This window comes from Melghiribacillus thermohalophilus (genome assembly GCF_004342905.1).
Lineage (GTDB): Bacteria > Bacillota > Bacilli > Bacillales > Alkalibacillaceae > Melghiribacillus > Melghiribacillus thermohalophilus.
Genome location: NZ_SMAN01000018.1, coordinates 17,524 through 39,939, shown reverse-complemented (window position 1 = coordinate 39,939; position 22,416 = coordinate 17,524). Strand labels below are relative to the sequence as shown.

The 22,416-nt window shown below is 42.6% G+C and carries 22 protein-coding genes and 1 tRNA gene; 11 read left to right on the top strand and 12 right to left on the bottom strand.

The genetic code is table 11. The features are described 5' to 3' along the window. The first annotated feature begins 10 nt into the window (after positions 1-10). Entirely contained in the window at positions 11-709 is a 699-nt protein-coding gene (locus tag EDD68_RS11655) for an effector binding domain-containing protein (protein ID WP_165902166.1), read from the top strand. Positions 710-1,172: 463 nt separating this feature from the next. Here EDD68_RS11655 and EDD68_RS11650 read toward each other — a convergent pair whose 3' ends face one another. Both EDD68_RS11650 and EDD68_RS11645 read right to left on the bottom strand, forming a co-directional pair. Beyond that, the gene (locus EDD68_RS11650) at positions 1,173-1,697 is read right to left on the bottom strand and encodes a DinB family protein (RefSeq protein ID WP_132372465.1); all 525 of its coding nucleotides are present in this window, start codon (positions 1,695-1,697) and stop codon (positions 1,173-1,175) included. Between the two features lie 39 nt (positions 1,698-1,736). Beyond that, a complete protein-coding gene (locus EDD68_RS11645) occupies positions 1,737-2,597 on the bottom strand; it encodes a LysR family transcriptional regulator (RefSeq protein WP_165902165.1) in 861 nt (286 codons plus the stop codon). A 142-nt stretch (positions 2,598-2,739) separates the two neighbouring features. Between EDD68_RS11645 and EDD68_RS11640 the strand changes: the two genes are divergently transcribed. From EDD68_RS11640 to EDD68_RS11630, 3 genes are read left to right on the top strand one after another with little or no spacing between them, the layout of a single operon-like run. Continuing rightward, complete coding sequence (locus EDD68_RS11640; protein ID WP_279388262.1) at positions 2,740-3,396, top strand: MFS transporter; 657 nt, start codon at positions 2,740-2,742, stop codon at positions 3,394-3,396. Positions 3,397-3,402: 6 nt separating this feature from the next. Further along, positions 3,403-3,933, top strand: a complete 531-nt coding sequence (locus EDD68_RS11635) for an MFS transporter (protein WP_165902164.1) — start codon at positions 3,403-3,405, stop codon at positions 3,931-3,933. A gap of 56 nt (positions 3,934-3,989) precedes the next feature. After that, the gene (locus tag EDD68_RS11630; RefSeq protein WP_132372461.1) at positions 3,990-5,198 is read left to right on the top strand and encodes an MFS transporter; all 1,209 of its coding nucleotides are present in this window, start codon (positions 3,990-3,992) and stop codon (positions 5,196-5,198) included. A gap of 19 nt (positions 5,199-5,217) precedes the next feature. Here the strand turns inward: EDD68_RS11630 and EDD68_RS11625 are convergent, their stop codons facing one another. From EDD68_RS11625 to EDD68_RS15300, 4 genes are all read right to left on the bottom strand, one after another. Next, the gene (locus EDD68_RS11625) at positions 5,218-6,075 is read right to left on the bottom strand and encodes an AraC family transcriptional regulator (RefSeq protein ID WP_132372460.1); all 858 of its coding nucleotides are present in this window, start codon (positions 6,073-6,075) and stop codon (positions 5,218-5,220) included. Positions 6,076-6,214: 139 nt separating this feature from the next. After that, positions 6,215-6,676, bottom strand: coding sequence for a DinB family protein (locus EDD68_RS11620; RefSeq protein ID WP_132372459.1), 462 nt, complete (start codon positions 6,674-6,676; stop codon positions 6,215-6,217). A gap of 57 nt (positions 6,677-6,733) precedes the next feature. Then, complete coding sequence (locus EDD68_RS11615; protein ID WP_132372458.1) at positions 6,734-7,120, bottom strand: DUF488 domain-containing protein; 387 nt, start codon at positions 7,118-7,120, stop codon at positions 6,734-6,736. A 479-nt stretch (positions 7,121-7,599) separates the two neighbouring features. Next, complete coding sequence (locus EDD68_RS15300; protein WP_165902163.1) at positions 7,600-7,767, bottom strand: hypothetical protein; 168 nt, start codon at positions 7,765-7,767, stop codon at positions 7,600-7,602. Between the two features lie 622 nt (positions 7,768-8,389). On the opposite strand from EDD68_RS15300, the gene EDD68_RS11610 reads away from it, so the two are divergent. From EDD68_RS11610 to EDD68_RS11585, 6 genes are all read left to right on the top strand, one after another. After that, entirely contained in the window at positions 8,390-9,271 is an 882-nt protein-coding gene (locus tag EDD68_RS11610) for a manganese catalase (RefSeq protein ID WP_132372457.1), read from the top strand. Positions 9,272-9,437: 166 nt separating this feature from the next. Continuing rightward, a complete protein-coding gene (locus EDD68_RS11605; RefSeq protein ID WP_132372456.1) occupies positions 9,438-10,097 on the top strand; it encodes an ArsR/SmtB family transcription factor in 660 nt (219 codons plus the stop codon). Between the two features lie 23 nt (positions 10,098-10,120). After that, the gene (locus EDD68_RS11600; RefSeq protein WP_132372455.1) at positions 10,121-10,852 is read left to right on the top strand and encodes an MBL fold metallo-hydrolase; all 732 of its coding nucleotides are present in this window, start codon (positions 10,121-10,123) and stop codon (positions 10,850-10,852) included. 30 nt (positions 10,853-10,882) lie between these two features. After that, positions 10,883-12,109, top strand: a complete 1,227-nt coding sequence (locus tag EDD68_RS11595) for an MFS transporter (RefSeq protein WP_132372454.1) — start codon at positions 10,883-10,885, stop codon at positions 12,107-12,109. Positions 12,110-12,508: 399 nt separating this feature from the next. Beyond that, positions 12,509-13,474 carry a nuclease-related domain-containing protein gene (locus EDD68_RS11590; RefSeq protein WP_132372453.1) on the top strand — a complete coding sequence of 322 codons (966 nt, stop codon included), beginning with the start codon at positions 12,509-12,511 and terminating at the stop codon, positions 13,472-13,474. Between the two features lie 446 nt (positions 13,475-13,920). Then, positions 13,921-14,859: a ring-cleaving dioxygenase gene (locus EDD68_RS11585; protein ID WP_132372452.1), complete on the top strand. Its 939-nt coding sequence runs from the start codon at positions 13,921-13,923 to the stop codon at positions 14,857-14,859. 172 nt (positions 14,860-15,031) lie between these two features. On the opposite strand, the gene EDD68_RS11580 is transcribed toward EDD68_RS11585, so the two are convergent. The 5 genes from EDD68_RS11580 to EDD68_RS11560 all read right to left on the bottom strand — a co-directional run bounded on the left by EDD68_RS11580 (position 15,032) and on the right by EDD68_RS11560 (position 21,251). Beyond that, positions 15,032-17,143, bottom strand: coding sequence for an MMPL family transporter (locus tag EDD68_RS11580; RefSeq protein ID WP_132372451.1), 2,112 nt, complete (start codon positions 17,141-17,143; stop codon positions 15,032-15,034). Positions 17,144-17,254: 111 nt separating this feature from the next. Further along, a complete protein-coding gene (locus tag EDD68_RS11575; protein ID WP_132372450.1) occupies positions 17,255-17,830 on the bottom strand; it encodes a TetR/AcrR family transcriptional regulator in 576 nt (191 codons plus the stop codon). A 149-nt stretch (positions 17,831-17,979) separates the two neighbouring features. Beyond that, complete coding sequence (locus EDD68_RS11570; RefSeq protein ID WP_132372449.1) at positions 17,980-19,125, bottom strand: hypothetical protein; 1,146 nt, start codon at positions 19,123-19,125, stop codon at positions 17,980-17,982. After that, a complete protein-coding gene (locus EDD68_RS11565) occupies positions 19,095-19,883 on the bottom strand; it encodes a M48 family metallopeptidase (protein ID WP_132372448.1) in 789 nt (262 codons plus the stop codon). The genes EDD68_RS11570 and EDD68_RS11565 overlap by 31 nt, the downstream gene beginning before the upstream one ends. A gap of 756 nt (positions 19,884-20,639) precedes the next feature. Beyond that, entirely contained in the window at positions 20,640-21,251 is a 612-nt protein-coding gene (locus EDD68_RS11560; protein WP_132372447.1) for a TetR/AcrR family transcriptional regulator, read from the bottom strand. A 189-nt stretch (positions 21,252-21,440) separates the two neighbouring features. Between EDD68_RS11560 and EDD68_RS11555 the strand changes: the two genes are divergently transcribed. After that, positions 21,441-22,199: an SDR family oxidoreductase gene (locus tag EDD68_RS11555; protein ID WP_132372446.1), complete on the top strand. Its 759-nt coding sequence runs from the start codon at positions 21,441-21,443 to the stop codon at positions 22,197-22,199. An 82-nt stretch (positions 22,200-22,281) separates the two neighbouring features. Here EDD68_RS11555 and EDD68_RS11550 read toward each other — a convergent pair. Then, positions 22,282-22,354 (bottom strand) — tRNA-Thr (locus EDD68_RS11550). Positions 22,355-22,416 lie beyond the last annotated feature (62 nt).

Below are 22,416 nucleotides of genomic sequence, written 5' to 3'. Positions count from 1 at the left end.
GTCGAAAAGAATGATTCAGATTCTGATGTATATTCATGTCAACCCCAAATTTACCATCAGAAGACTGGCCGATCATTTTCAAGTATCCTACCGCACCATCCAGCGGGACTTGCAGGAGTTGATCGAGATGGGGGTTCCCCTTTATTCAGAGCCTGGAGTAAACGGTGGTTATCGCCTGATCAATCAAGGGGCGCTTCCCCGCCAATATACACCATCGGCACAAAAAGTTTTCGGGAACCTTGAATACCTGGACAGTTTCTATGCAGCAGGCTTCTGCGTAGAGGCTCCCTATGATGCCCGGGAAGAGATGCATTTAATCGTACCTAAAATGTGGATTGAACTGAAAAAACGGGTAAATGAAATTTCTCAGATAAGAGACACCAAAACAAAAATTGGAATATCATGGATGAAAGAAGAAGGGTTTACATACTATGTTACATTTGAAGTGAAACAGGAAGTAACCCTCCCATCTGATATGGTGCTGACCAGGGTTGAAAGCGGAAGCTATATTCGCTTTACTCATCGTGGCGCTCTGGATAAGACAGCTATTGATCGCACCTATTATTCCATTTACGACTGGCTGAAACAGCACGCTTATGAAATCGATCATAACCGCCCCTGGCTTGAAATGTTTGATCAGCGTTATTCTCCGGGAGCACCTGATAATGCTTATGATATACTTGCTCCTGTTACAGTAATCAATCCGTGAGATAGCATCTCATCAACAGAAAGGTTCTGGTAGCACTCCGCCCTCATGTTTTGAAACATTCGTATGAATACGGGTATTTTTGAAGAAGGAAGATTGCCCTACATGAATAATGAAATAGCTGAAAGAAGAAATAAAAAAGAAATCGAAGCAAGATGTACTTAAGTTTGGGAATGTGCCTACCAGGGTATACATGTCCGTGTAGAAAATGACTATCATGAGGAAAAGTTATAGATCAATCAAAAACTAGCCGCACATAACCAAAGAAATTCCTGAATTTCCTGGCCTGTACCCTTTTCCCGTCTATCTGCCCTTGTGCCGCGTTTGATAAAGTGTCCGTAACCATTTATGGTTCTCCTTCTAGAACTTGTGTCATGAAAGTCAATGGACAGACTTTTTATGGAAAAAGAAAACTCCCGATAGTAAAAAAATAGAGAAAGATCGAATTCTCATAAGACAGGCCCTATTACTCTTTTAATATCCCCAGATATTCTTTCCAGGGGCCGACATCTTCGCGATATCTATGGGCCATTACCCTCACAATTTGTGAAATATGGGTTAAATCATGAACCGCCCAGGTGGAAATCAATTCTCTCAGCTTCACAGTCCCAAAAGCCGGATGGGTTCCTGTTAATTCCAGGGTTGATTCAGATGTGATGAATGGTTTAAGCCTGGATAAGTTCTCTTTTCTCAGAGCTCTAAATTCTTTTAGCTTTTCTTCAATAGTCGCTGCTGACTCCTGTTTCAGGTGACTGAAACGGTCGAATTCAGGGAAAGGCTTATTTTCACCTTCCGTCAGGATCGTCTCAATTCTCGGAATCCAATTATGTTTTTCCCCCTCAATCAGATGTTCGACCACTTCTGTTGCATTCCATGTTCCTTCACCCTCATTGCAGGTCAGCCACCCTTCAGATAAACCGGACAAAAAATATTCCAGCGATTTCGGTGTCCGCTCCAGCACTTCTATAGCTTCTTCCAGTTTAAAGTTCATGTCACTGCTCCTTCCAAATTTTTATACTTTTATTATATACTAAAGGTTCTTCTGTCTTTCTAATATATTCAGAAAGGCTTGAACCTGCGGGAGTTTTCGGGCATCTTCTGTAAAACATACCCATGTTTTTCTGCTTACCTGCTCTTTATTTATCGTGAGAGGAATGAAATGATACTCTTCCCGTTTCAAATCTCTAATAGCTATTTCAGGAAGGACAGCCATCCCAAGCCCCTTTGACATCAATTGTTTACAGGTTTCGATCTGGTCCACTTTGATTTTCCTGGAAAAAGAAGAGTTTCTGCTATTGTTTATAAACCATTCATTGACAGTAGAGTAAAAGGTGGGATCACTTTGAAACTCAATCAACGGTTTTTCACCATGGATGGATCCCTCCTTCTTCTTTTCTACCAGATACAGCTTATCCGAAAACAGTTCATAACCATTTAAATTCGGTATTTTTTCGCCCCTGACAATACAAAGGTGATAATGTTCATAAGAGGTTCTGAACATTTCACTTAAACCCGTCTGAAGTTCCACTTTGACATCAGGATAAGTGTCTATGAAGCTTTCCAGAATTGTCGGAAGCACATACTGTCCGATCACGGATGACACACCCAGGGATAGAGTGCCTGCCACTCGATCTGACATAGCATCCACTTTCTCTTTTACTTTTACTTCTTCCTTTATGATTTTCTCAGCAAAACGGACAATTTCTTCCCCAGCAGGTGTGAGCAGCAATTTTTTATGTGATCTGACAAATATCTGCTTTCCCCATTGTTCCTCAATCTGTTTCAAACGCTGACTGAGGGCAGGCTGGGAAATCAACAACTCCCTTGCTGCTCCCCTGACCGTTCCAATTTGATTCAAAGCCACCAGCAATTGATAATCTTCTATTTTCATCATAACTCTCCTATTGATTTTACTTATCATTTTTGATAAAAAATAAGTATTTTCCTTATCACTAAACATTATATATACTTTTCAGTGAATAAAAAAGCCTGGAAACGGAGAAAGCATCCAGCCTTCCCTTTTCCTTCATCCTTTGGAGAGGATAATCATGCGAAAAATTTTGTATACGAACGCTCAATTGATATCGAATATGGGAGATGGGATGCAGCAAATCGCTTTGTACTGGTATATTTACACCCTTACAGGCAGCCCTTTATCCATTGGGATCATGATTGCTATTTATTATCTGCCATCTATGGGGCTGTCACCATTTGCAGGTGCTCTTTCCGACCTGATCCACCCTAAACGACTAACGATCATCGTCAACTTCTTTCGAGGGATTGCCGTTTTGATCCTGGCACTTGTCATCTGGTTTGAAGTCAGCAGTCTTTATCTACTGTATCTATTTCAATGGATCATGGCAATTCTTTATACGATTTATAAACCAGCTTCACAGCGTTTTATTAAGCACAGCTTTTACAGAAAAGAAATCCCATCAATCATGGCACTTTCCAATTCTCTCGAACAAGTCGGGTATATTCTGGGAACAGGGCTAGCTGGATACTTGATTACAATTTTACCTGTAAGCATTACCATCGGACTGAATGGTATATCATTTGTGCTGACAGGCCTACTGTTCCGTTATATATCATTGGTTGCGAATCCTGAAAAAACGATCAACCATCATACTTATCGCTCCATGATTGCGGAAGGTATCCAATATATTAAATCTAAGCCTGATCTCAAATGATTGCTGTTGATATCCGTCTTAGGAAGCTTTGGCCTACAACTCACCATCACCGTCTTACCTGCACTGGCTTACCAACTAGGAGGAGAGGGAAGTTTTTATGCAATCCTTGATATCACTTTTACCGCAGGGGGGATAGCAGCTGGTCTAATACTGGGGATCATTTTAAAAAAGCAGCCAAAAGGCGTGTTCATTAGTACCGTTGCGGGAATGATGGGCACATCCATTGTCATTTCCATCAATCATAATGCGGCCATTGCCGTTCTGATGCTATTTCTGTTTGGGGTCTTTGTAACGGGGCATTTAATCGTCTCGCACACATATATTCAATTACGTTCATCCCATGAGATGATTGGAAGAGTTATAGGCGTCAGAACGATCCTTGCATCAGCAGTTAAAGTCACATCCTCATTGTTAACCGGCTTATTCGCTGCCAATTTTGGTGTTCATTTTATTTATCTCATCTTCGCTGCCCTGCTTCTCATCACTTTAGTAATCATCTTTCTGACAAAAATGTTTCAGAAGCAGTTAGCCCTTTAGGAAAAAGCCCATGCTTCAGTCATCTCTGCCCAAAACCTGTTTAGGAGGAAGCCGGCATGTTCAAGCTCTCTCGATCGTTGTTATATATTGTTATGATACTCGTTTCTTCTATTGCTACTTCGATGTACACCATCGTCGTTGCCTGGGTTTTATATGAGATTTCAGGAAATGCCTTTTATTCAGGAATGCTGATCGGGGTCGGTTTTTTGCCAGGTCTTCTGTTCAACCTCTTTTTTGGGGTATTTGTTGACCGGTTCAATCGATGGAAAATAGCTTTGGCAGGTTTTAGTGTGTCCAGTCTTGTATTTTTGGTTTTTACAATGACCATCCTCACAAATGTCATGGAAGTCTGGATGATTTTATTATTTCATGCCGTTATCCAGCTGATGAATTCCATGAACAGACCGGCTCTTCAGGCCTATTTGACGCAGCTGTTTTCCAGGGATCAATATGCCAAAATGATCGGACTTTCTTCCAGTTTAAGTGAGTTAGGGTGGATTGCCGGAGTCAGTATAGCCGGCTTTCTTCTGGTTGTACTGGGGGATGCATGGATGATGGGGTTTATCTTTTTCATCAGTCTGCTCGCGTTGCTCTGTTTATCCTTATTAAAATCAGCAGGAGATCAACATGAGATGCAGCCAATACCTCACCAATCGATGCTCAGCGAACTGAAGAATGGTTTCGGCTATCTGTTGAATCATACGACTATTGCAGGAATGATGATCATCGGCTTTGTCGGTCAGCTGGTTCTTCATTCCAATACTGGACTTCTCCCAGTTTATACAAGCTCTTACCTGGGAGAATCCAGTCATATTTTCGGGCTGCTGGAAGGCACGCTGTCAACCGGGGCTATAGCGGCCGGTGTTGCCGCTTCATGGGCGCTCAGAAAACTGAAGTACTGGATAACTGTTTACGCTAACCTGACCATGATAGCTGGAGTTTCTTTGTTATCGTTCAGCCATTCCGTCCATCTATCTTTTCTGGGCATTTTTCTTATTGGTATTGGCACTACACTGTTACGGGTCAGCACCCAATCCATTCAGCAAATGCTCACGGAACCTTTATATCATGGGAGAATGGCCAGCTATCGTATGGTTATGAACCAGGGATCTGTGGTCATCGCCAGTCCAATTCTCGGATTCGTCAGTGAATCCCATGGGGCTAATGCAGGATATATGATTCTATTGATTCCTCTGATCTGTGTATTCATGTACTCAATGATCTTTCTTAGAAGAAATGCATGGTTTGCCGAAACAGCCATATAGTTTTACATAATCTTCCGGATTATTGTATGGGAACATAAATATCAACCTCGGACTCCTCATGGTCTGGCCCGAGAAAACGTTCATCATACCATTCAAAATCATCTGCTTCCGCCAACTCATAGCCGGATTTCGGAAGCCAAATCGCATAAATATAATCATAGGCATCACCCAGGGTTTCTACACTTCCTTTATGGGTAACCACCACATATTTTTGAGCCGAAACCGTTTTGACTTCCATGCCATCCGGCACCTCTTTCACATTGGTGACCGGTGTACAAGCCATATAAGTAAATTCATCATCATATGGATTCATGCAAAATTCACAAAGCCCTATGGTGACATTTTGATTGGCCTGATTTTGGATTTCCCTGATTCTGGGGATAAATTCATTCCACAATTCAGGAATATGATTTTCTTTCAGCGTTGACGTGCACTTCAAACCTACAACTGTAAAGGATGGCTTTTCCACTATTCTCGGTTTCATGAATGATCCACCCTCTAAATGTTTTAAGATGGAGCTGGTCAGCCGGGGTTTCTCTTTTAATAACAGCCTCTCATTTTTCCTCCGATATTGCCCGGGTGTGACCCCGAACATTTTTTGAAAAGCCCGTGTAAAGGATTCTTGTGAACTGAATCCATATTCGGAAGCTATGTCAATAATCCGATAGTTGTTGTCCCTCAGCAGCTGAGCCGCGTTTGTTAAGCGGCGGCGTCTGATATAATCTCCCAGTGACTCGCCGACAAAAGTTTTGAAAATACGATGGAAATGATGCACAGAGAAATTGACCTGATGGGCAACTTCGGCAATCGTCAAATCGCTTCTCAGATTATTCTCAATATAGTCTACTGCTTTTTGAATTTCGTTTAAATAACTCAAAAGATTCACCTCAATCGTTCCAACTATGTAAAACTATTTTTTCATAAAGCTCTATTTATTTTTTGATTATTATTGCTCCATTTGCAAAAGTTTTATTTTTTTCAAAAAAAAAAAAAGACGCCAGTCGGCGCATGTGATTTTACATATTTGGAGGTTCAATCCCCTGCAATCTCATCATGAGGTTTACCTGACCTAAATGATACACTTCATGTTGAAAGACACGGTGCAGGATCCAGCCAATGGTTGGATTCTCGATCGGTTCTCCACGGTAACCTTCTGGAAGTTGCCGGGTTTCCTGAAGAATCGAAATATCCTGGCTCTCCAGAAAGGATAGGGTATTTTCCCTTGTCCACTCTAAATAGTCAAAAAGCTTGTCTCTGGTATCCAGTTCCCTTTTTCGTCTGGGCATCATCTTTTCCTGCTGGATGACACCTCTGAGGAACCAGTCTTCTGCCTGAGCTGTGTGACGCAGTAAAAAAGAAATATTGTTTTTATATCCTTCTGTCTTCCATTCCAGCTGTTCTTCTGTCAATTTCTTGTATGCCGGGAAAAAACGGTTGCGCAGGTCATTGACGTGGAGAAAAACTTCAATGGCCTTCATAGGATCACCCCCCTTATACTTCACTCCCCATTCATATGTATGTATTTCTACAGCCGACTATTCAATTCCTGTATGATTTCCCTTGACCTCTTGAAGTGTTTCGAGCAGCACAACGGCATGATTATGAATCGGATCCTTCGCAGCATACAAAAGGGTTAAACGCCCGGATTCGGACCACCTTAGCAATTTTTCCAGAGCCTCTATTTGGACTTTACATGTCTTCAGTTCTTTTTTATATTCAGCAGCAAACGTTTCAAATCGTTCCGGACGATGATCAAACCACTTTCTCAATTTAGGAGTTGGAGCTACATCCTTCAGCCACACATCAATTCTAGCCTTTTCTTTTGACATACCCCTTGGCCATAAGCGATCAATCAAAACCCTTTTGCCGTCATTAACAGAAGACTTTTCGTAGACCCGCTTGATCTGGATATTGGAGGCCATGTTTCTCCCTCTCCTTTTCGAACATTGGAACGGATAAAAAATGGGAAACGGCATTTATGATTGATCCAGCATTGCCCTTTTAATTTTCCGAACCTGCATTTACATTAGCCAATAACGTTGTTTTCCCTGTATGTTTAATTTTTGATGAAGGATATATGTTGCAGAAATTAAAGCCTAAAAATATTCAATCATTTTCAACGTTGGCGCTGAATGTAATGCTGCCATGTTGCCGGAATTCATGAAGGCAGTAGATAAAATAAGTCTGCTTTCCGTCGATTTTGTTATGCCCGACTTCCCATCTTCTCATCCATTAACCGATTATAACAATAGCAACAAAAAATTTTAAACTATCCGGATCTTTTTTTAACAGCATAGAGACATGCGCATTCCAGTTACAGAATGCGCACAATATAGAAGCTAATTTTAATTGGCGATGTGAAAAATTGAACTACAACTAACAAGCTCGCAGAAAGACTTTATTAATCTTTATTTCCCTTTCCCCGTGTCTGCTTTGTGGAAACATCTTCATGATTTTGAAACTGATCCGGCGTGTCGTTTCCCGTTGTCGCTTCATAACCGACGTTGACTTTCCCTTTATTCATGTTGTTTATATCCATTTGGTACTGATTTTTATCTTTTTGCGGCATGAGATTAAGCTCCTTCATCGATTTTTTATTAGGTTGTGATGAAGGGGCAATGACATGCATAACAGATTTATCCTAAAAAGCGGCGTGTTCTTCGGGGTTCGCACGTAAAGAATCAGGTTTCACCTTGAAGAAATCAGAAATTGCTTGTCAGAAATCAGGGCTCAGCCTCGAAATATCAGGGCTCGCATGTCAGAAATCAGGGCTCAGCCTCGAAATATCAGAGTTCACGGGTGCAAAATCAGGGTTCACATGCCAGAATTCAGGGCTCACGCGCGCGAAATCAGGGCTCGCTCATCAGATATCAGGACTCGTGCACGAAATACCAGGGTTCATGCACGAAGAATCAGAGATCAAGCGCGAAGATCAGGACTGACGCGCACGTAATCAGGGTTCACACACGAAGAATCAGAGCTCGCGCATGTAAAATCAGGACTCGCGCATAAAAAATCAGATTACGATGCAAGGAGGTAGAGATCCGCGCTCAAGTAATCAGAATCCTGATAAAATCTTGTCCGGGATAATTTCTTCACCATTGAAGGTTTATTTTGGGCCGAATGTATTCAGTCGACAGAATTCATACTAAGGATGAGTCATGAAATCCATGACCAGGGGAGGTAAATGAATGTTTTATCATGTAAAGGAATTGCAATATGATGCAAAACCGAGTCAGCCGGATCCGGTATATGCAAAGAAACTACAGGAGATTTTAGGCGGACAATATGGTGAGATGTCCGTGATGATGCAGTACCTTTTCCAGGGATGGAACTGTCGGGCTGACAATAAATATCGGGATATGATTCTAGACATTGCCACCGAAGAAATTGCCCATGTGGAAATGATTGCAACCATGATTGCTCAGCTCTTAGACGGGGCACCGGCACATGATCAGGAGCAAGCTGCTCAGGACCCCGCAGTAGAAGCTGTGCTTGGAGGAATGAACCCCCAGCATGCCATTGTAAACGGATTGGGGGCACAGCCCAATGACAGTGTCGGATTCCCGTGGACTGCTCGTTATACCATTGCCAGCGGAAACTTGCTTGCGGATTTCCGCGCTAATCTCAATGCGGAATCCCAGGGGCGCCTGCAAGTTACCCGTCTGTATGAAATGACCACTGACCCTGGTGTAAGAGATATGCTTTCCTTTTTAATTGCTCGTGACACGATGCACCAGAACCAGTGGATGGCAGCCATTGAAGAGCTTGAACAAACTCAGGGAGCCATTGTTCCGAGCACCTTCAACCAGGAATACGAAAAACAGGAAGTATCCTATTCCTTTATGAACTTCTCAGAGGGAGAAGAAAGCCGTGAAGGCCGCTGGGCAAGCGGACCAACCTTTGATGGACAGGGTAATTTTGAATATATTCAGAAGCCTGAGGCCATGGGGCAAAAACCTGAGCTCCAGCCAGCACCCGCTTATATTCACGGTACACCGCCGGAAGAACTTAGAAAAATTCAGGGTACAGGAAAACTGGAACCATCCTACAGCAATCAGCCTGTACAGTGATGAGATGAAGCACATTCCCGATTAGATGGGGATGTGCTTTTTTTAATAAGGGACAAACCTATCTGCTTCATGGACCGACCCAGTCATTTTCATTGATTTTAAGCGATCATATGTTATATAATTCAACTAATTAGTTGAATAGTTGAATTAAGAGGAGATGTTTGTAATGAAATCAAGGGAATTTAAGGACAACGTTTACCATCATTTTTCCCGGATCGGAAAAGTACTATCCAGCCCGAAACGCATCGAACTTCTGGACCTCCTTTCCCAGTCTCCAAAAACCGTGGAAAGACTCGCAAAGGAGACTGAAATGAGCGTTGCCAATACGTCGAAGCATCTGCAGGCTCTGCTGGAAGCCCGGCTCGTCCGATTCCGCAAAGAAAAAAATTACGTCATTTATCAGCTTGCCAGTCAAGAAGTGGTGGATCTGCTCTTTGCCATTAGAGGACTGGCGGAACATCAGCTGCCGGAAGTGAATATGCTTAGGGAAGCATTTATTGAACGCCCGGATCATCTGGAATCCATTGAACTGCCGGAACTTTTGAATCGGGTGGATCAAGATGATTATGTGCTTCTCGATGTCCGTCCTAAAGAAGAATATGAAGCCGGACACATCGAAGGTTCTGTTTCCATCCCAATTGATGAGCTCCATGATTTATTATCAAAAATTCCAAAAGACAAACAAATCATCGCCTACTGCCGCGGTCCTTACTGTGTCTATGCAACCGAGGCGGTCGAACTCCTAAAGTCAGAAGGCTATAACGCTTACCGGCTGGATGCTGGTGTTCATGAATGGAAGATGCATCAAAAGGATGAATTTCATTAATCATTTTAAAGGAGGAGATTTTTATGTTATTTCGTCAATATTTACTCACCAATCCTATAGCCGCATCTTATCTGTTGGGCTGCGGAAGTTTGTCACAGGGAGTTGTGGTTGATCCATTAGAAGATGAGGTTGACATCTATATTGAAGAAGCCAAAAAACTGGGGATGAATATTGTTTATGTGATCGATACTCATCTTCATGCTGATCATGTTTCTGGTGCTAAAAAACTGGTTGAAAAAACTGGAGCACAGTATATACTCCACCAATCTGCTGATACCAGCTATGACTTTACACCTGTTCAAGACGGGGATGAATTAATGGCCGGGAATACCAAGCTGACTTTTCTTCATACTCCCGGACATACACCAGAACACATTTCTGTTGTGGTGACAGATACAACAAGAGGAGATCAACCGTGGTTTGTTTTAACTGGACACACCTTAATGGTTGGGGATGCCGGACGAACAGAGCTGGCTTCTTCTATAGAAGAAGGTGCCAAAGACTTGTTCGAAAGTTTAAAAAAACTTACATCACTAGAGGATCACATTGAAGTATACCCTGGAGCATTTTCAGGTTCGGTTTGCGGACGAAAATTAAGCGGAAAACCATCCTCTACTATTGGCTTTGAAAAACGGTTCAACCATGCTCTTCAAATTGGAAACAAAGAGGAATTTATTGACTACATGACAAAAGACGTTCCTCCAAGACCAGATAACTTTAAAGAAATAAGAAAAAAGAATCAGGGAAAGTTATAAGCAGTTAGTGACTTTTAGGAGTGGTTAACTATGTCTGCTGAAAACCAAGTCAAGATCGGAATCAAAGAGAACATCATACAATTTTCGCTACTAGTATTCATCAATCTATTCGTAGGTTCTATGGTTGGACTGGAGCGGACGGTGCTGCCGATCATCGGAGAGGAGCAATTTGGACTCGCTTCAGCTAGTGCCGCCCTCTCCTTTATTGTCAGTTTCGGTTTTTCCAAAGCCATTATGAATTTTTTTGCAGGAAACATTGCCGATCACATTGGGCGAAAACAGGTACTGGTACTCGGATGGGCAATTGGATTGTTTGTACCTGTCATCGTTATTTTTGCACCGAACTGGTGGATGATTGTGTTTGCTAATGTTTTATTAGGAATTAATCAGGCTCTCACCTGGTCTATGACCGTAAATATGAAAGTGGACCTGGCAAAGTCCACCCAGCGGGGGCTTGCCGTTGGATTAAATGAATTTGCGGGATACGTAGGGGTTGGGCTCATGGCCATGATTTCTGGACATGTAGCCTATACTTATGCTCTCCGTCCAGAACCCTTTTATCTTGGAATAGGAATTGCTGCAGTTGGACTTCTGTTATCCTTTTTTGCCAGAGATACTGGAAAACATCTAAAAGCCCAGGCACAGCAGGCTAAACCAGCCCCTGCTATATCCATGAAAAAAATATTTGTTCAAACCACATGGAGAGACAAAAACCTTTCGAGTGCAACGGTTTCAGGACTGACAACAAACTTGAAAGACGGGATGATCTGGGGACTGCTCCCGATTTTTCTCGCTGCCTCTCAATTACCGGTTGATCAAATTGGAGTCGTTGTGGCCATTTACCCGGCTGCATGGGGTGTGTTCCAGCTTTTCACTGGAGGATTAAGCGACCGGGTTGGACGTAAATGGATGATCGTGTTTGGGATGTGGACCCAGGCAGCCGGCATCTGGTGGATTCTATTCTCCGAAACCTATATTTCCTGGATCATGGGAGCCGTTATCCTCGGAATCGGTACCGCCATGGTATATCCAACTCTTCAGGCAGCGATTAGTGACGTTGCCAAACCTGAATGGAGAGCCTCGTCCCTTGGGGTCTATCGCTCCTGGCGGGACAGCGGTTATGCCTTTGGGGCTATCATTGCCGGGATTCTGGCTGATCTATTGGGGGTGAGCTGGGCTATTGGCCTCGTCGGTTTTCTGCCGCTTCTGGCTGGAATCAGTGCTGCTGTCAGGATGAAGGAAACACTGGAGGAGTAATCTCTTATATCGTTGTTACAGGGGGTATCTCAAGCATGAGATCCCCTTTTTAGTTACTCGTGCGTGAGTCATGATTTCGCGTGCGTGAACCCTGATTCTTCGTGCCTGAGTCATGATATTTCGAGCGCAAGCCCTAATATTTCGTGCGTGAGTCATGATATCGCCCGCGCGAGCCCTGATTTCCCGCGCGTGAACTCTAATTTCTCACGCTGAAACCTAACTCTTCATACGTGAACTTTTTCACCTGCATAAAACCTGATTCTTCGGACTAGAAATTTGATTACTCTCTATTAGTCCTAACTTTCCCGATACAAAAAACAGTTGTTCGGTCTCAGATACTTTCCATAACAAGCAAAATACACTATAATATATACAAATTGAATAAAGGAGTTTTGAAAATTGATTGTACTACCCCATAAAAAACCCCCTATTTTACATCAATTAGAAGCTCTTATTCCTCGCTTAAGCTCTAACGATCCTCTCTACCCAAAGCTAAAGGATTTGCTGTTACGTAAGCAATCCGGATATCAAGGAGAGTTATCTCTTGATTATTATTATCAGCAGCTCGGCCTTGACTCCTTTCCTATACTACATGGATTGCGCTTGCCTAATCATCATCATTCCTGTTTTCAGATGGACACCCTCATCCTTTTTCCTGAATTTTTCCTGGTGATTGAAGTGAAAAATTTTACTGGTATTGTAACTTACGATAGTCAAACAGGTTTACTCACTCAAGAAACCTCTCAGGGTGGCATCAAACGCTTTGATGATCCGAAAATGCAAACGCTGATTCAAAAACAACAACTGCTAATATTCCTCAAAAAACTTGGCCTTCAACAGATCCCCTCTATACACAGCCTCATTGTTTTTTCAAATCCTAACGTCATCCTCAAACTGAATGGTCATGAACCCGACTTCATTCTTGCACAGAAATTAATGGAGCGAATCCCACTTCTTCAAAAGCAGCATAATCAACGTTTCTTATCTCATCAAGAACTTATCGCTCTGGGGCAGCATTTAATTAAAGCACATACTCCTAATAATCAAAAAGTAATTGAAGAATATAACATTCATCCATCAAGAATACAGAATGGTGTCTGGTGTACCAATTGCAGAGTTGGGATTATGACCTGGAAGAAAAGAAATTGGCACTGTCAAAAATGTTTTCATAAAGATAAGCTTGCTCATATCCCTGCACTACAGGAATATGGTTGGATTTATGGTCCGGTTATAACAAACTATGAAGCAAGAAAATTTCTTGGTGTATCATCCATGGATACAGCAAAACATTTAGTTATAAGTGCAGGATGTGAAAAAAGGGGAAATAATAGAGGAAGGAAATATTTAATTAAATTAGATGATTGAACATATTTTTCGCGTTAGAGTCCTCATTTGCTTGGGATGAATCCATATATCCTGCGTGCGAGTCCTGATATCTTCCACGTGAACCCTGATATCTCGTGCGTGAACACTAATTTCTCCCGCGCGAGTCCTGATATCTCGTGCGTAAACCCTGATTTCCCGTTCGCGAGCCCTGATTCCTCGTGCGTGAACCCTGATTTCCCGTTCGCGAGCCCTGATTCCTCGTGCGTGAACCCTGATTTCCCGCTCGCGAGCCCTGATTTTTCTGTCAAGTCCCAAATTTCCTTGATTAACTATGCTGATCAAACTTTTGTGAGATGCTCACAGCGTTTTACCACAATTCTACATAAATGCTTATCTGAATTTATCTCAAAAACAAATATCTCGAATTCGTAATAATGGCATGATATGATAAATTAAAGTAAAGATATCAAAAAGGAGCGCTTGTTATGCATAAAAAAACAGCAGGGATCCATCATATTACCGCTATTGTGGGCCACCCGCAGGAGAATGTCGATTTTTATGCTGGGGTTCTGGGTTTGCGTCTCGTCAAACAGACCGTTAATTTCGATGATCCGGGAACATACCACTTTTATTTTGGTGATGCAGAGGGCACTCCCGGCACACTGATTACCTTTTTCCCATGGTCAGGAGCCAGACCGGGACGAATTGGCGATGGTCAGGTCGGTGTCACTTCTTACGCCATCCCAAAAGGAGCCATGCCATTTTGGAAAGAACGGCTGCAAAAGTTCGACGTTCCCTTTACCAGACAGGAGCGGTTTGGAGAACCAGTCCTAACATTAAAAGATCCCCATGGTCTGATCCTTGATCTCGTCGAACGGAATGAAGGCAAAATCAATACCTGGAGTTTTGGTGGCGTTACCCCAGATGTAGCTATCAAAGGTTTTGCAGGAGGAATTCTGTATTCTTCCCAACCGGAACAAACCGGGGAATTACTGGAGAATCTGATGGGATTTAAAAAAGTGGATGAAGACAGTGATTGCATCCGCTTCCGATCATCCGCTGATATCGGGAATACCGTTGATGTTAGAAAAACCCCCGGAATTCGCGGGCAAATGGGTGCAGGCACGGTTCATCATATCGCCTTTCGGGCCAGAGACGATGCCGATCAACAGGAGTGGAAAGCCCATCTCAGCAGTAATGGCTATATAGTAACACCTGTACAGGACCGAAATTATTTTAACTCCATTTACTTCAGGGAACACGGTGACATTTTGTTTGAAATTGCCACCGATCCACCTGGGTTTGCTATTGATGAATCAAAAGAAGAGCTGGGCAGCAGTCTGAAACTGCCTGAACAGTACGAACCCCATCGGGAAAAAATTGAAAAAGTGCTATTGCCATTTGAAGTAAGGGAATTGGATTAATGGTCAGAGAGGCTACAAGAAAATGTACGACACCCGCTAGTTCTGAAAAGGGATAGCGGGATTTTTTGTGAAAACAGAATACTTCAGCAGCTGTTCCTCCTTATTTAAACCATAAAAAGCCCGGGGTCATAAAGCCCCGGGCACCTTTTCATCGAATACGCTATTCAATCCTTTATCCCCGCTCGGCTTCTGCTTTCTTATCCTTTTCCAGCAGGACAATGAATCCTGGAAGCAGCACACCCCGGATCAGGAAGGTATCGAGAATAATACCTACAGCGACGATGAATCCGAACACGAACAGAAGCTGAATCGGCTGGGTCATGAGGACCGCAAAGGTGGCGGCCAGGATAATTCCGGCCGAGGAAATGACTCCTCCCGTGCTAGCAACCGCCCGCTTTGTTGCTTCTTTAACTGAATGCTTCCGCCGTTCCTCCTGAAACCGTGAGACCAGTATAATATTATAGTCGATCCCGAGGGCCACTAAGAAAACAAAGGCGTAAAGGGGTACCCTTGGACTGATGGTGCCAATATCAAAGAAAAGATCTGTCAGGAAAATACCCAGTCCCAGTGCAGCCAGGAAGGAGACCAGAATTGTTCCCATCATGTAAATCGGCATTTTTACCGATTTCGTCAGCACAATCAGCATTAAGAAAATCAAGATGGTTTCTAAAAGCACAATCACGATAACATCCCGATTATTCAGCGTTCGTTCCTCTACTTTTTTCGCCGTTTCACCCGCAAAATAAAGTTCTCCCGTTACATTGCCTTCCTCCAAGATTTCGTCATGATCAGCAATGATCTTTTCCAGCGTGTCTATCGTCTCAATTTCATAAGGATTTTCTTCAAAGGTCAGGCTATAGTTGATCACGTTTCCATCATCAGTAACATCATTGATCTGAACACTGCTCACCAGCGGCTGATCTGCCAATGCGTTTCGCAGGTTCTCCTGCTGATCCGGTGACAGTGCTTCTTCTCCTTCAAAGAGTACAGTAGTTGGAGCAAGATCACCTTTTGCAAACTTTTCACCTAAAATTTCATACCCCTGTCTGGATGGCATATCCTCCGGGAATGACTTAATCGTGTCATATTCATACTGGAGATTCACCATGTTTCCTGCAGACACGAGCAGTAACAGGATAATAGCGGTGACGGATAGCCCTGGCTTTTTCACAACAAAGCGGCCTACCCTGCTCCAGAAAGAATTCTTTTTAGCTGCTTCATCTCCAACCCGTGGAATTCTCGGCCAGAAGGACTTTCTACCAAACAGAGTAAAGAGTGCAGGCGTAAAAGTAATCGATGCCAGCATAACTACAGCCATGATTGTAGCAAAGGTCGGGGCAAAGTTCTGATAATCCCCGGATTTCGCAAAAAATAGCACTAGCATCGCCGCTAAAACGGTACCGCCAGAGAAGAACACCGGCACACCTGTCTCCCTCATAGCTGCTTTCATGGCTTCGAATTTATCTTCGTCATGTTTTAACTCTTCACGGAACCTGGAAAACACAAACAAAGAATAGTCCGTGACAGCTGCAAATAATAGAATAGAACCGATGGATATCGTCTGATTGCTTAACGTCAGTCCGGCTTTTCCGAGAATGCCGAGCAATTGAATGGACACCTCATAGACAAAAGCAGCTGCAATCAGCGGAATCAGTGCCAGTAACGGGGAACGATAAATCACAATTAGTAATACAAGAATGATTCCAATGGTTGAAAAAAGCAGAACGAGATCCGCTCGCGAGAACAGATCCAGTGAATCAACCGCAATTCCCGCCGGGCCTGTCATATACAGCTGCAGATTCGATTCTTCCTCCACAATAGCCTCAATCTGTTCCTTCGAATCCCTGAGTTCTGCTGTCTCGAGTCCAGGGGCAAAGGTTAATGGTAACGCAGCTGTTTCTTTATCCTCTGAAAAAAATGAGGCCTGTGCCTGAGGCGGCAATGTACTCAGGGGAATGAGCTCTTCCACACCAGGAACATCTGCAGCCCGGATGCTGTCCAGCACCTCCACAAGCTTAGGCGTTTCTATTTCTCCTTCATTCGATTGAAACACCAAAACCGCCGGAGTTCCTTCGTTAGCAGGAAAATATTCATCCAGCTTTTCCTGAGCAATCATCGACTTTGCGTCATCCGGCAAAAAGTTGACCGTGGACACTTCATAGTCCTTCGCATTCGGTGCAAAAACCGCAAGCAGCATGGTCACGATCAACCAGACAGCCAGGGTCACCCACATTCCCTTTTTCGTCGACACCCTGTCCGTAAGCTTATTTAATAAGGATTTCATCGTGTCATTCCTTTCTTTGTTCAATTCAAGCCCAAAGTGACACATGTGTCACTTTGGGTATAAAAATAACACTTCCATTACCCATTATTATTATCTAAAGTAACAGAAGTGTCAATGATCATCTGTGAACATACCGTTACGGATGATTTCCTTTATGGATTGAACCCACTCGGAATGAGGGATTTGGGCAAAATTAGGAACCAAAAATGACTGCAGAATGTAGCCCACAATCAGTGTGTCAGGAATATGCGGCTTCAACTTCCCCTCTCCCTTGCCCTGCTGAACAAACCCGACAAGGGATTGATACATATCCAGGTGAAGTCCATCCAGCTTATCATTTTTCTCTTTCAGTTTCTGATTATTTACCGGAACATGCCGGCCAATTTCTATCAGCTGATGAATTTGAGGGTGGTTCATCAGCAACTCAAGCAAATAATCAAACTGGTCCTCAAAACGGTTATAGTCATTGATTTTTCTTAACTTATCCATAAACTGATCCAACTCATACATCATAAACTCCATGATCAGTTCTTCTTTATTGCCAAAATACTTATACAACGCACTTCTGGAAACCCCCAGCCGCTCCGCCAGAAGCCCGAAGGTAAACCCCTCATACCCATAATCCAGAAGCAGTTCCTTTGTCGCCAGAAACAAATCTTCATCCGAAAACTTCCGCTCTCTTACCATGATCTCACCCCTCCTCAATTATAAAACAACAAAAAAGGAAAGAAAACGACAGAAGGCAACCTTTTACTCTCCAGGACCTTCCGAACAAATGGAAAAGCCAGAATACACGCTGTACCCGCATGATTCTGGCTTTAGTATCATTGACTAATTTATTCGGCTTGTTTCAGCTCTTCCTGATTTTTCTTTTTCTTCTCTTTTTTCTTCTTCTCTCTTTGATAAATGTGGAACTGCTGGTTTCTATCGGCTAATTCTTCAAAAACCGATTCGAAATTGATAATGCCTACATACAGTTCTTGCGGGAAAGACCATTCCTCGTACATATTGTCCCGTATTTTTCTCATATCCCTTTTAAAGGCATAATCATTGAATTCGATCAGCAAATACAGAGCTGTTCGATCAGGAATAGCTTTAGATGTTCTGGCAAATAAATAAGCCCGTTCCACTTCATTTCGTTCAGATAGCCTATTTTTTACATCATCTAGAATCGAAACATCTTTAACTTCGTCGTATTCCATATCCACATGTATGGAATTCAACTCTGCATTCGATTTTTCAAGCTGTTTTTCCCAGCTTTCCAGTCTTTCTTTCGTTTCCTTCTCCTGCTCCTGATCTCCAAATAAATGATAATACCTCATTAACTCATACAGCCCGTTAAACTTATAATTCCAGTGGTTGTCGATAATCTGGTTGATGATCTCGATTCCTTTTTCATCCCCGTTATCCAGCATAATCGTTCCAACCCGGAACAGCCAGTCCGTATTTTCCTTTAGAGAAGGGTATGTTGCAAGGATGTCGTCAAAATGTTCCGTTACATATTCTATCCCATGCAGTTCAATTAACATATTTGCCTGTTCGGTTGCTTTATCCATATCCAGTTCCTTATCTTGATTTTCTTCAAGCAACACTTGCATCCTCTGGCCTTCTTCGTACCTTTCCCTCCAGATGGACTGATTATGGGCAACCCAATCTTTATCCAGCAAATGAAGATATTTTTCTGCCAGCTGTTCACCTAAAAAGATTTCAGCTGCAGTATTTTCAATCTTGCCCGGCACATAAGCGTCTTCCTTTAACACGTTTAAACGGTCGCTTAACGACGGATGAGTATCATGGTAATCCGTTTCTACCATCTTTTCTTTCTTTAAAAGAACATTTACCTCATTCAAATATTCGGCATTTTTTAGACTATGAATCATCGGCTGAACTGGCGAAGAGCAATCTTTTTCATCATATGCTTTCCGGTTGAACACCGGCCAGAACTTTTCCCCTAGCCAGCGGCCAGCCACACCGATGCGCACCAATGTATCCCCGTTTTTGAATCCGTAACGATGGCAGCCTGCTGATCTGCCTCATATTCATTTTCTCTCCGAATCACAAAGGAGTATGCGTTAAATCTTGGGAAAAACCAGTTGAAAAATTTCTTGTAAATCCAAAGACCGTAAGTTTTTTTGTGTTCTAGTACATCGATCACTTTTAGCCAGCTTTCCCTTACACGATAGATCCAGCTTGAAAATTTCCCGTGTTTTCTTGATAAGTGTCCCAGTTCGTGACCGATTACCGATTTAAATTGATCAGCAGTCAATGCATGCATAAGCGGAAGGCCTATAATTAAATAGTTTTTATGAAACCCAAACATTCCGAGTCTTGGAACTTGAGAAATGGCCGCATTAAAATCCGATGTGATTAAAACCTTATGTATTTTCGGAGATTGGATTTTCTTTTTTATGTCTTCCAGCATGTCAAAAAGCAAAGGGGCCTGATCTTTTTTGATCTCCAGTCCTCCGGGAGGTTTGATTCTAAAGGTTACAGCTCTTAAAACGATGAAAAGAAATAATAGCGATAAGAATAATAGCTTAAAATACCCATAATGTCCTTTAATGAAAATAATGACATAGATGGATGCAACAGCAAGACCTGTCGCGACCAGAATCCATAGCCAGATATAAGCATATCCGAATAACGCAAAATGGCCGAGGCGTTTTCGATATTTTTGTGGATCCTGGGCATATTGAACCTCAAACGTTTGAATCAATTCTAAATATTTCTGTTCGGTCATCCTTATCCTCCTTCGTCAAAATCATTACTGTATATATCGGATGGATAAGCCAAAAGTTCTGCATTTCCTCACAAAAAAATCCCCGGTGATACGGGGTCGGTTTAAATCGGACAGTTGAAGTTGGGGGTGTGGTGATGTTGTCCGTTTTTTCCGCTATATTCAGATAAAACCATGGTTGCTGCGGCTGATGGACAAGTTACTAAATCCTATTACTCATCCACTTATCACAATATGGATGAGTTTAAGGATTACTTACTATTTTTAGTCTTAGACTATATAGGGGGATATATCCAAACGAACAAGTTCAAGAAGAAGTATTTAAACAGGTGGAGTCATATATTTATGAACTATATGGAAAAGAACAGGTAGTTGATATTTATCCCAGGTTTGACTCAAAACATGTCAAAAAGGAAAAAAAAATATCAAGTAGCAGTACTTTTAAAAGGTGAGTATAAGTATCACCTTTACATTGTTAAAGATGGTGAGGTAGTCCGAGCAGGTGGTTTTTTGGTTCATCCCAATGATAGGTAGTATTTCTTTGAAATACTTGTCAACTGGAGAGCAGAAAAAGAAAAGGGACACTTTTCCTGTGAGGGTTAGTGTCCTTTTTCCTTACACAATTACACATTAGGAGAAGACCATCCCGTTAAGGATGGGCCCCTTTATAATAATTCCATTTTAACAATAATTATGATTTTGCTTGGCTGCCCCCTACTCTCCCTTGTCATATTTTGATGTCTATATTTTACAATCCAATTACTCCCCCTCAACCCTCGGCTTATAGGCTGCTTTTTTCTGATCCAGTTTCAGGATTTCCACCAGCTGTTCAGCCATGTAGCGGGAGCTGTACTTGAAGTCGCTGTTGACCCATTCGATGATCATCCCAATAATGGCATAAACCCGGTAACTGGCATGTATTTCCCGGTTGATTTTTGGATCAGGTGCATACTCATCAAGGTCTTTTAATGCGAGATCCCGTAAAACTTTCCCGATTTTCATTTGAAAATCAACCAGGGAATTTGATTTGAAAAGAAGGGTGTAAAAGCTGGAATATTTATAAACATGGTCGAACACCCTAACTGCAGAAGAAGTCAGGTTTTTCATTTTCAGTGTGCGGCCGTCTTTATATGGTTCCCGGTAAGATGCAACCAGATCGTTCATGACCTCGTCCATCATTTCTCTCAATAAATCCTCTTTGTACTGAAAATGTTTGTAAAACGTGCCCCGGTTGAGATCGGCGTGATGGACAATTTCGGTCACGGTGATTTCCTTAAAGTCCTTTTCTTTCATCAATTGAATCAATGACTCCTGCAGGGCTTTTTTGGATCTCCTCACTCTTCGGTCTAATTTTGCCGGTGTATCCTTCATGGAATAACCTCCACCAAAGATTTTTGAATAATAAACAAAACGTATACTTTCTGTTAACTAATCAACAGATTGATCGTATTTTAATGATTGTATAAACCCATCTATGAACAGTATACTATAGACAAGTGTTCAATAATAAGCATTTGTTCACAAACGAAATGAAATCGTTTACATTTCCGGAGGGGTTTTATGAAACTCGAAGGTAAAGTGGCTATCGTAACTGGTGCAGGTTCAGGAATGGGAAAATCAATCGCCGTTCTGTATGCCAGAGAAGGGGCTAAAGTGGTGGTATCTGACATCAATGAATCGTCAGCAAGCGCGACTGTTGAGGAAATCAAAACCAATAGTGGTGAAGCCATTTCCGTATTGGCCAATGTCGCAAAAGAAGAGGATATCCAGAATCTTGTGGATACAGCCGTAGACACATATGGTACCCTGGACATTCTTGTCAATAATGCCGGAATCATGGATAATTTTGTTCCGGCTGCAGACGTGGATGATGCTCTATGGGACCGGGTTTTTGCCGTCAATACAACCGGCGTGATGCGCGCCACCCGCAAAGCACTGCCCATTTTTCTTGAAAAAGAAAGCGGTGTGATTATTAACATTGCATCAGTCGGGGGATTAAACGGTGCCCGCGCCGGAGCTGCCTATACCGCTTCGAAACACGCTGTTGTCGGGTTTACCAAAAACACTGGATTTATGTACGCCCAGAAAGGCATTCGATGTAATGCCATCGCACCAGGGGGAGTCGAAACCAATATTGCCGCTTCTATGACAAACATTAACGAGTTCGGCATGAGCCGGGCACAGCCTGGACTGGCTGTCAACCCCCGTTCCGGAAAACCCGAGGAAATCGCAAACATTGCACTGTTCCTCGCTTCCGACGAATCCAGTTTCATAAATGGAACGGTGATTACCGCAGATGCAGGCTGGACAGCGTTTTAGTCATAAATCGTTTCTCTGGTACAGATTAAAAAACAGGCTATAACCCTTGCTCTTTCCAGGATTATAGCCTGTTCACTTGAGATGCTGGTGACAGGATTCGAACCTGCGACCCCTTCATTACGAGTGAAGTGCACTACCAGCTGTGCTACACCAGCATGAATGGTTGCTAACTGTCTAAATCCTTCCCCAACATATAAACATAATATATTTTTCTCTT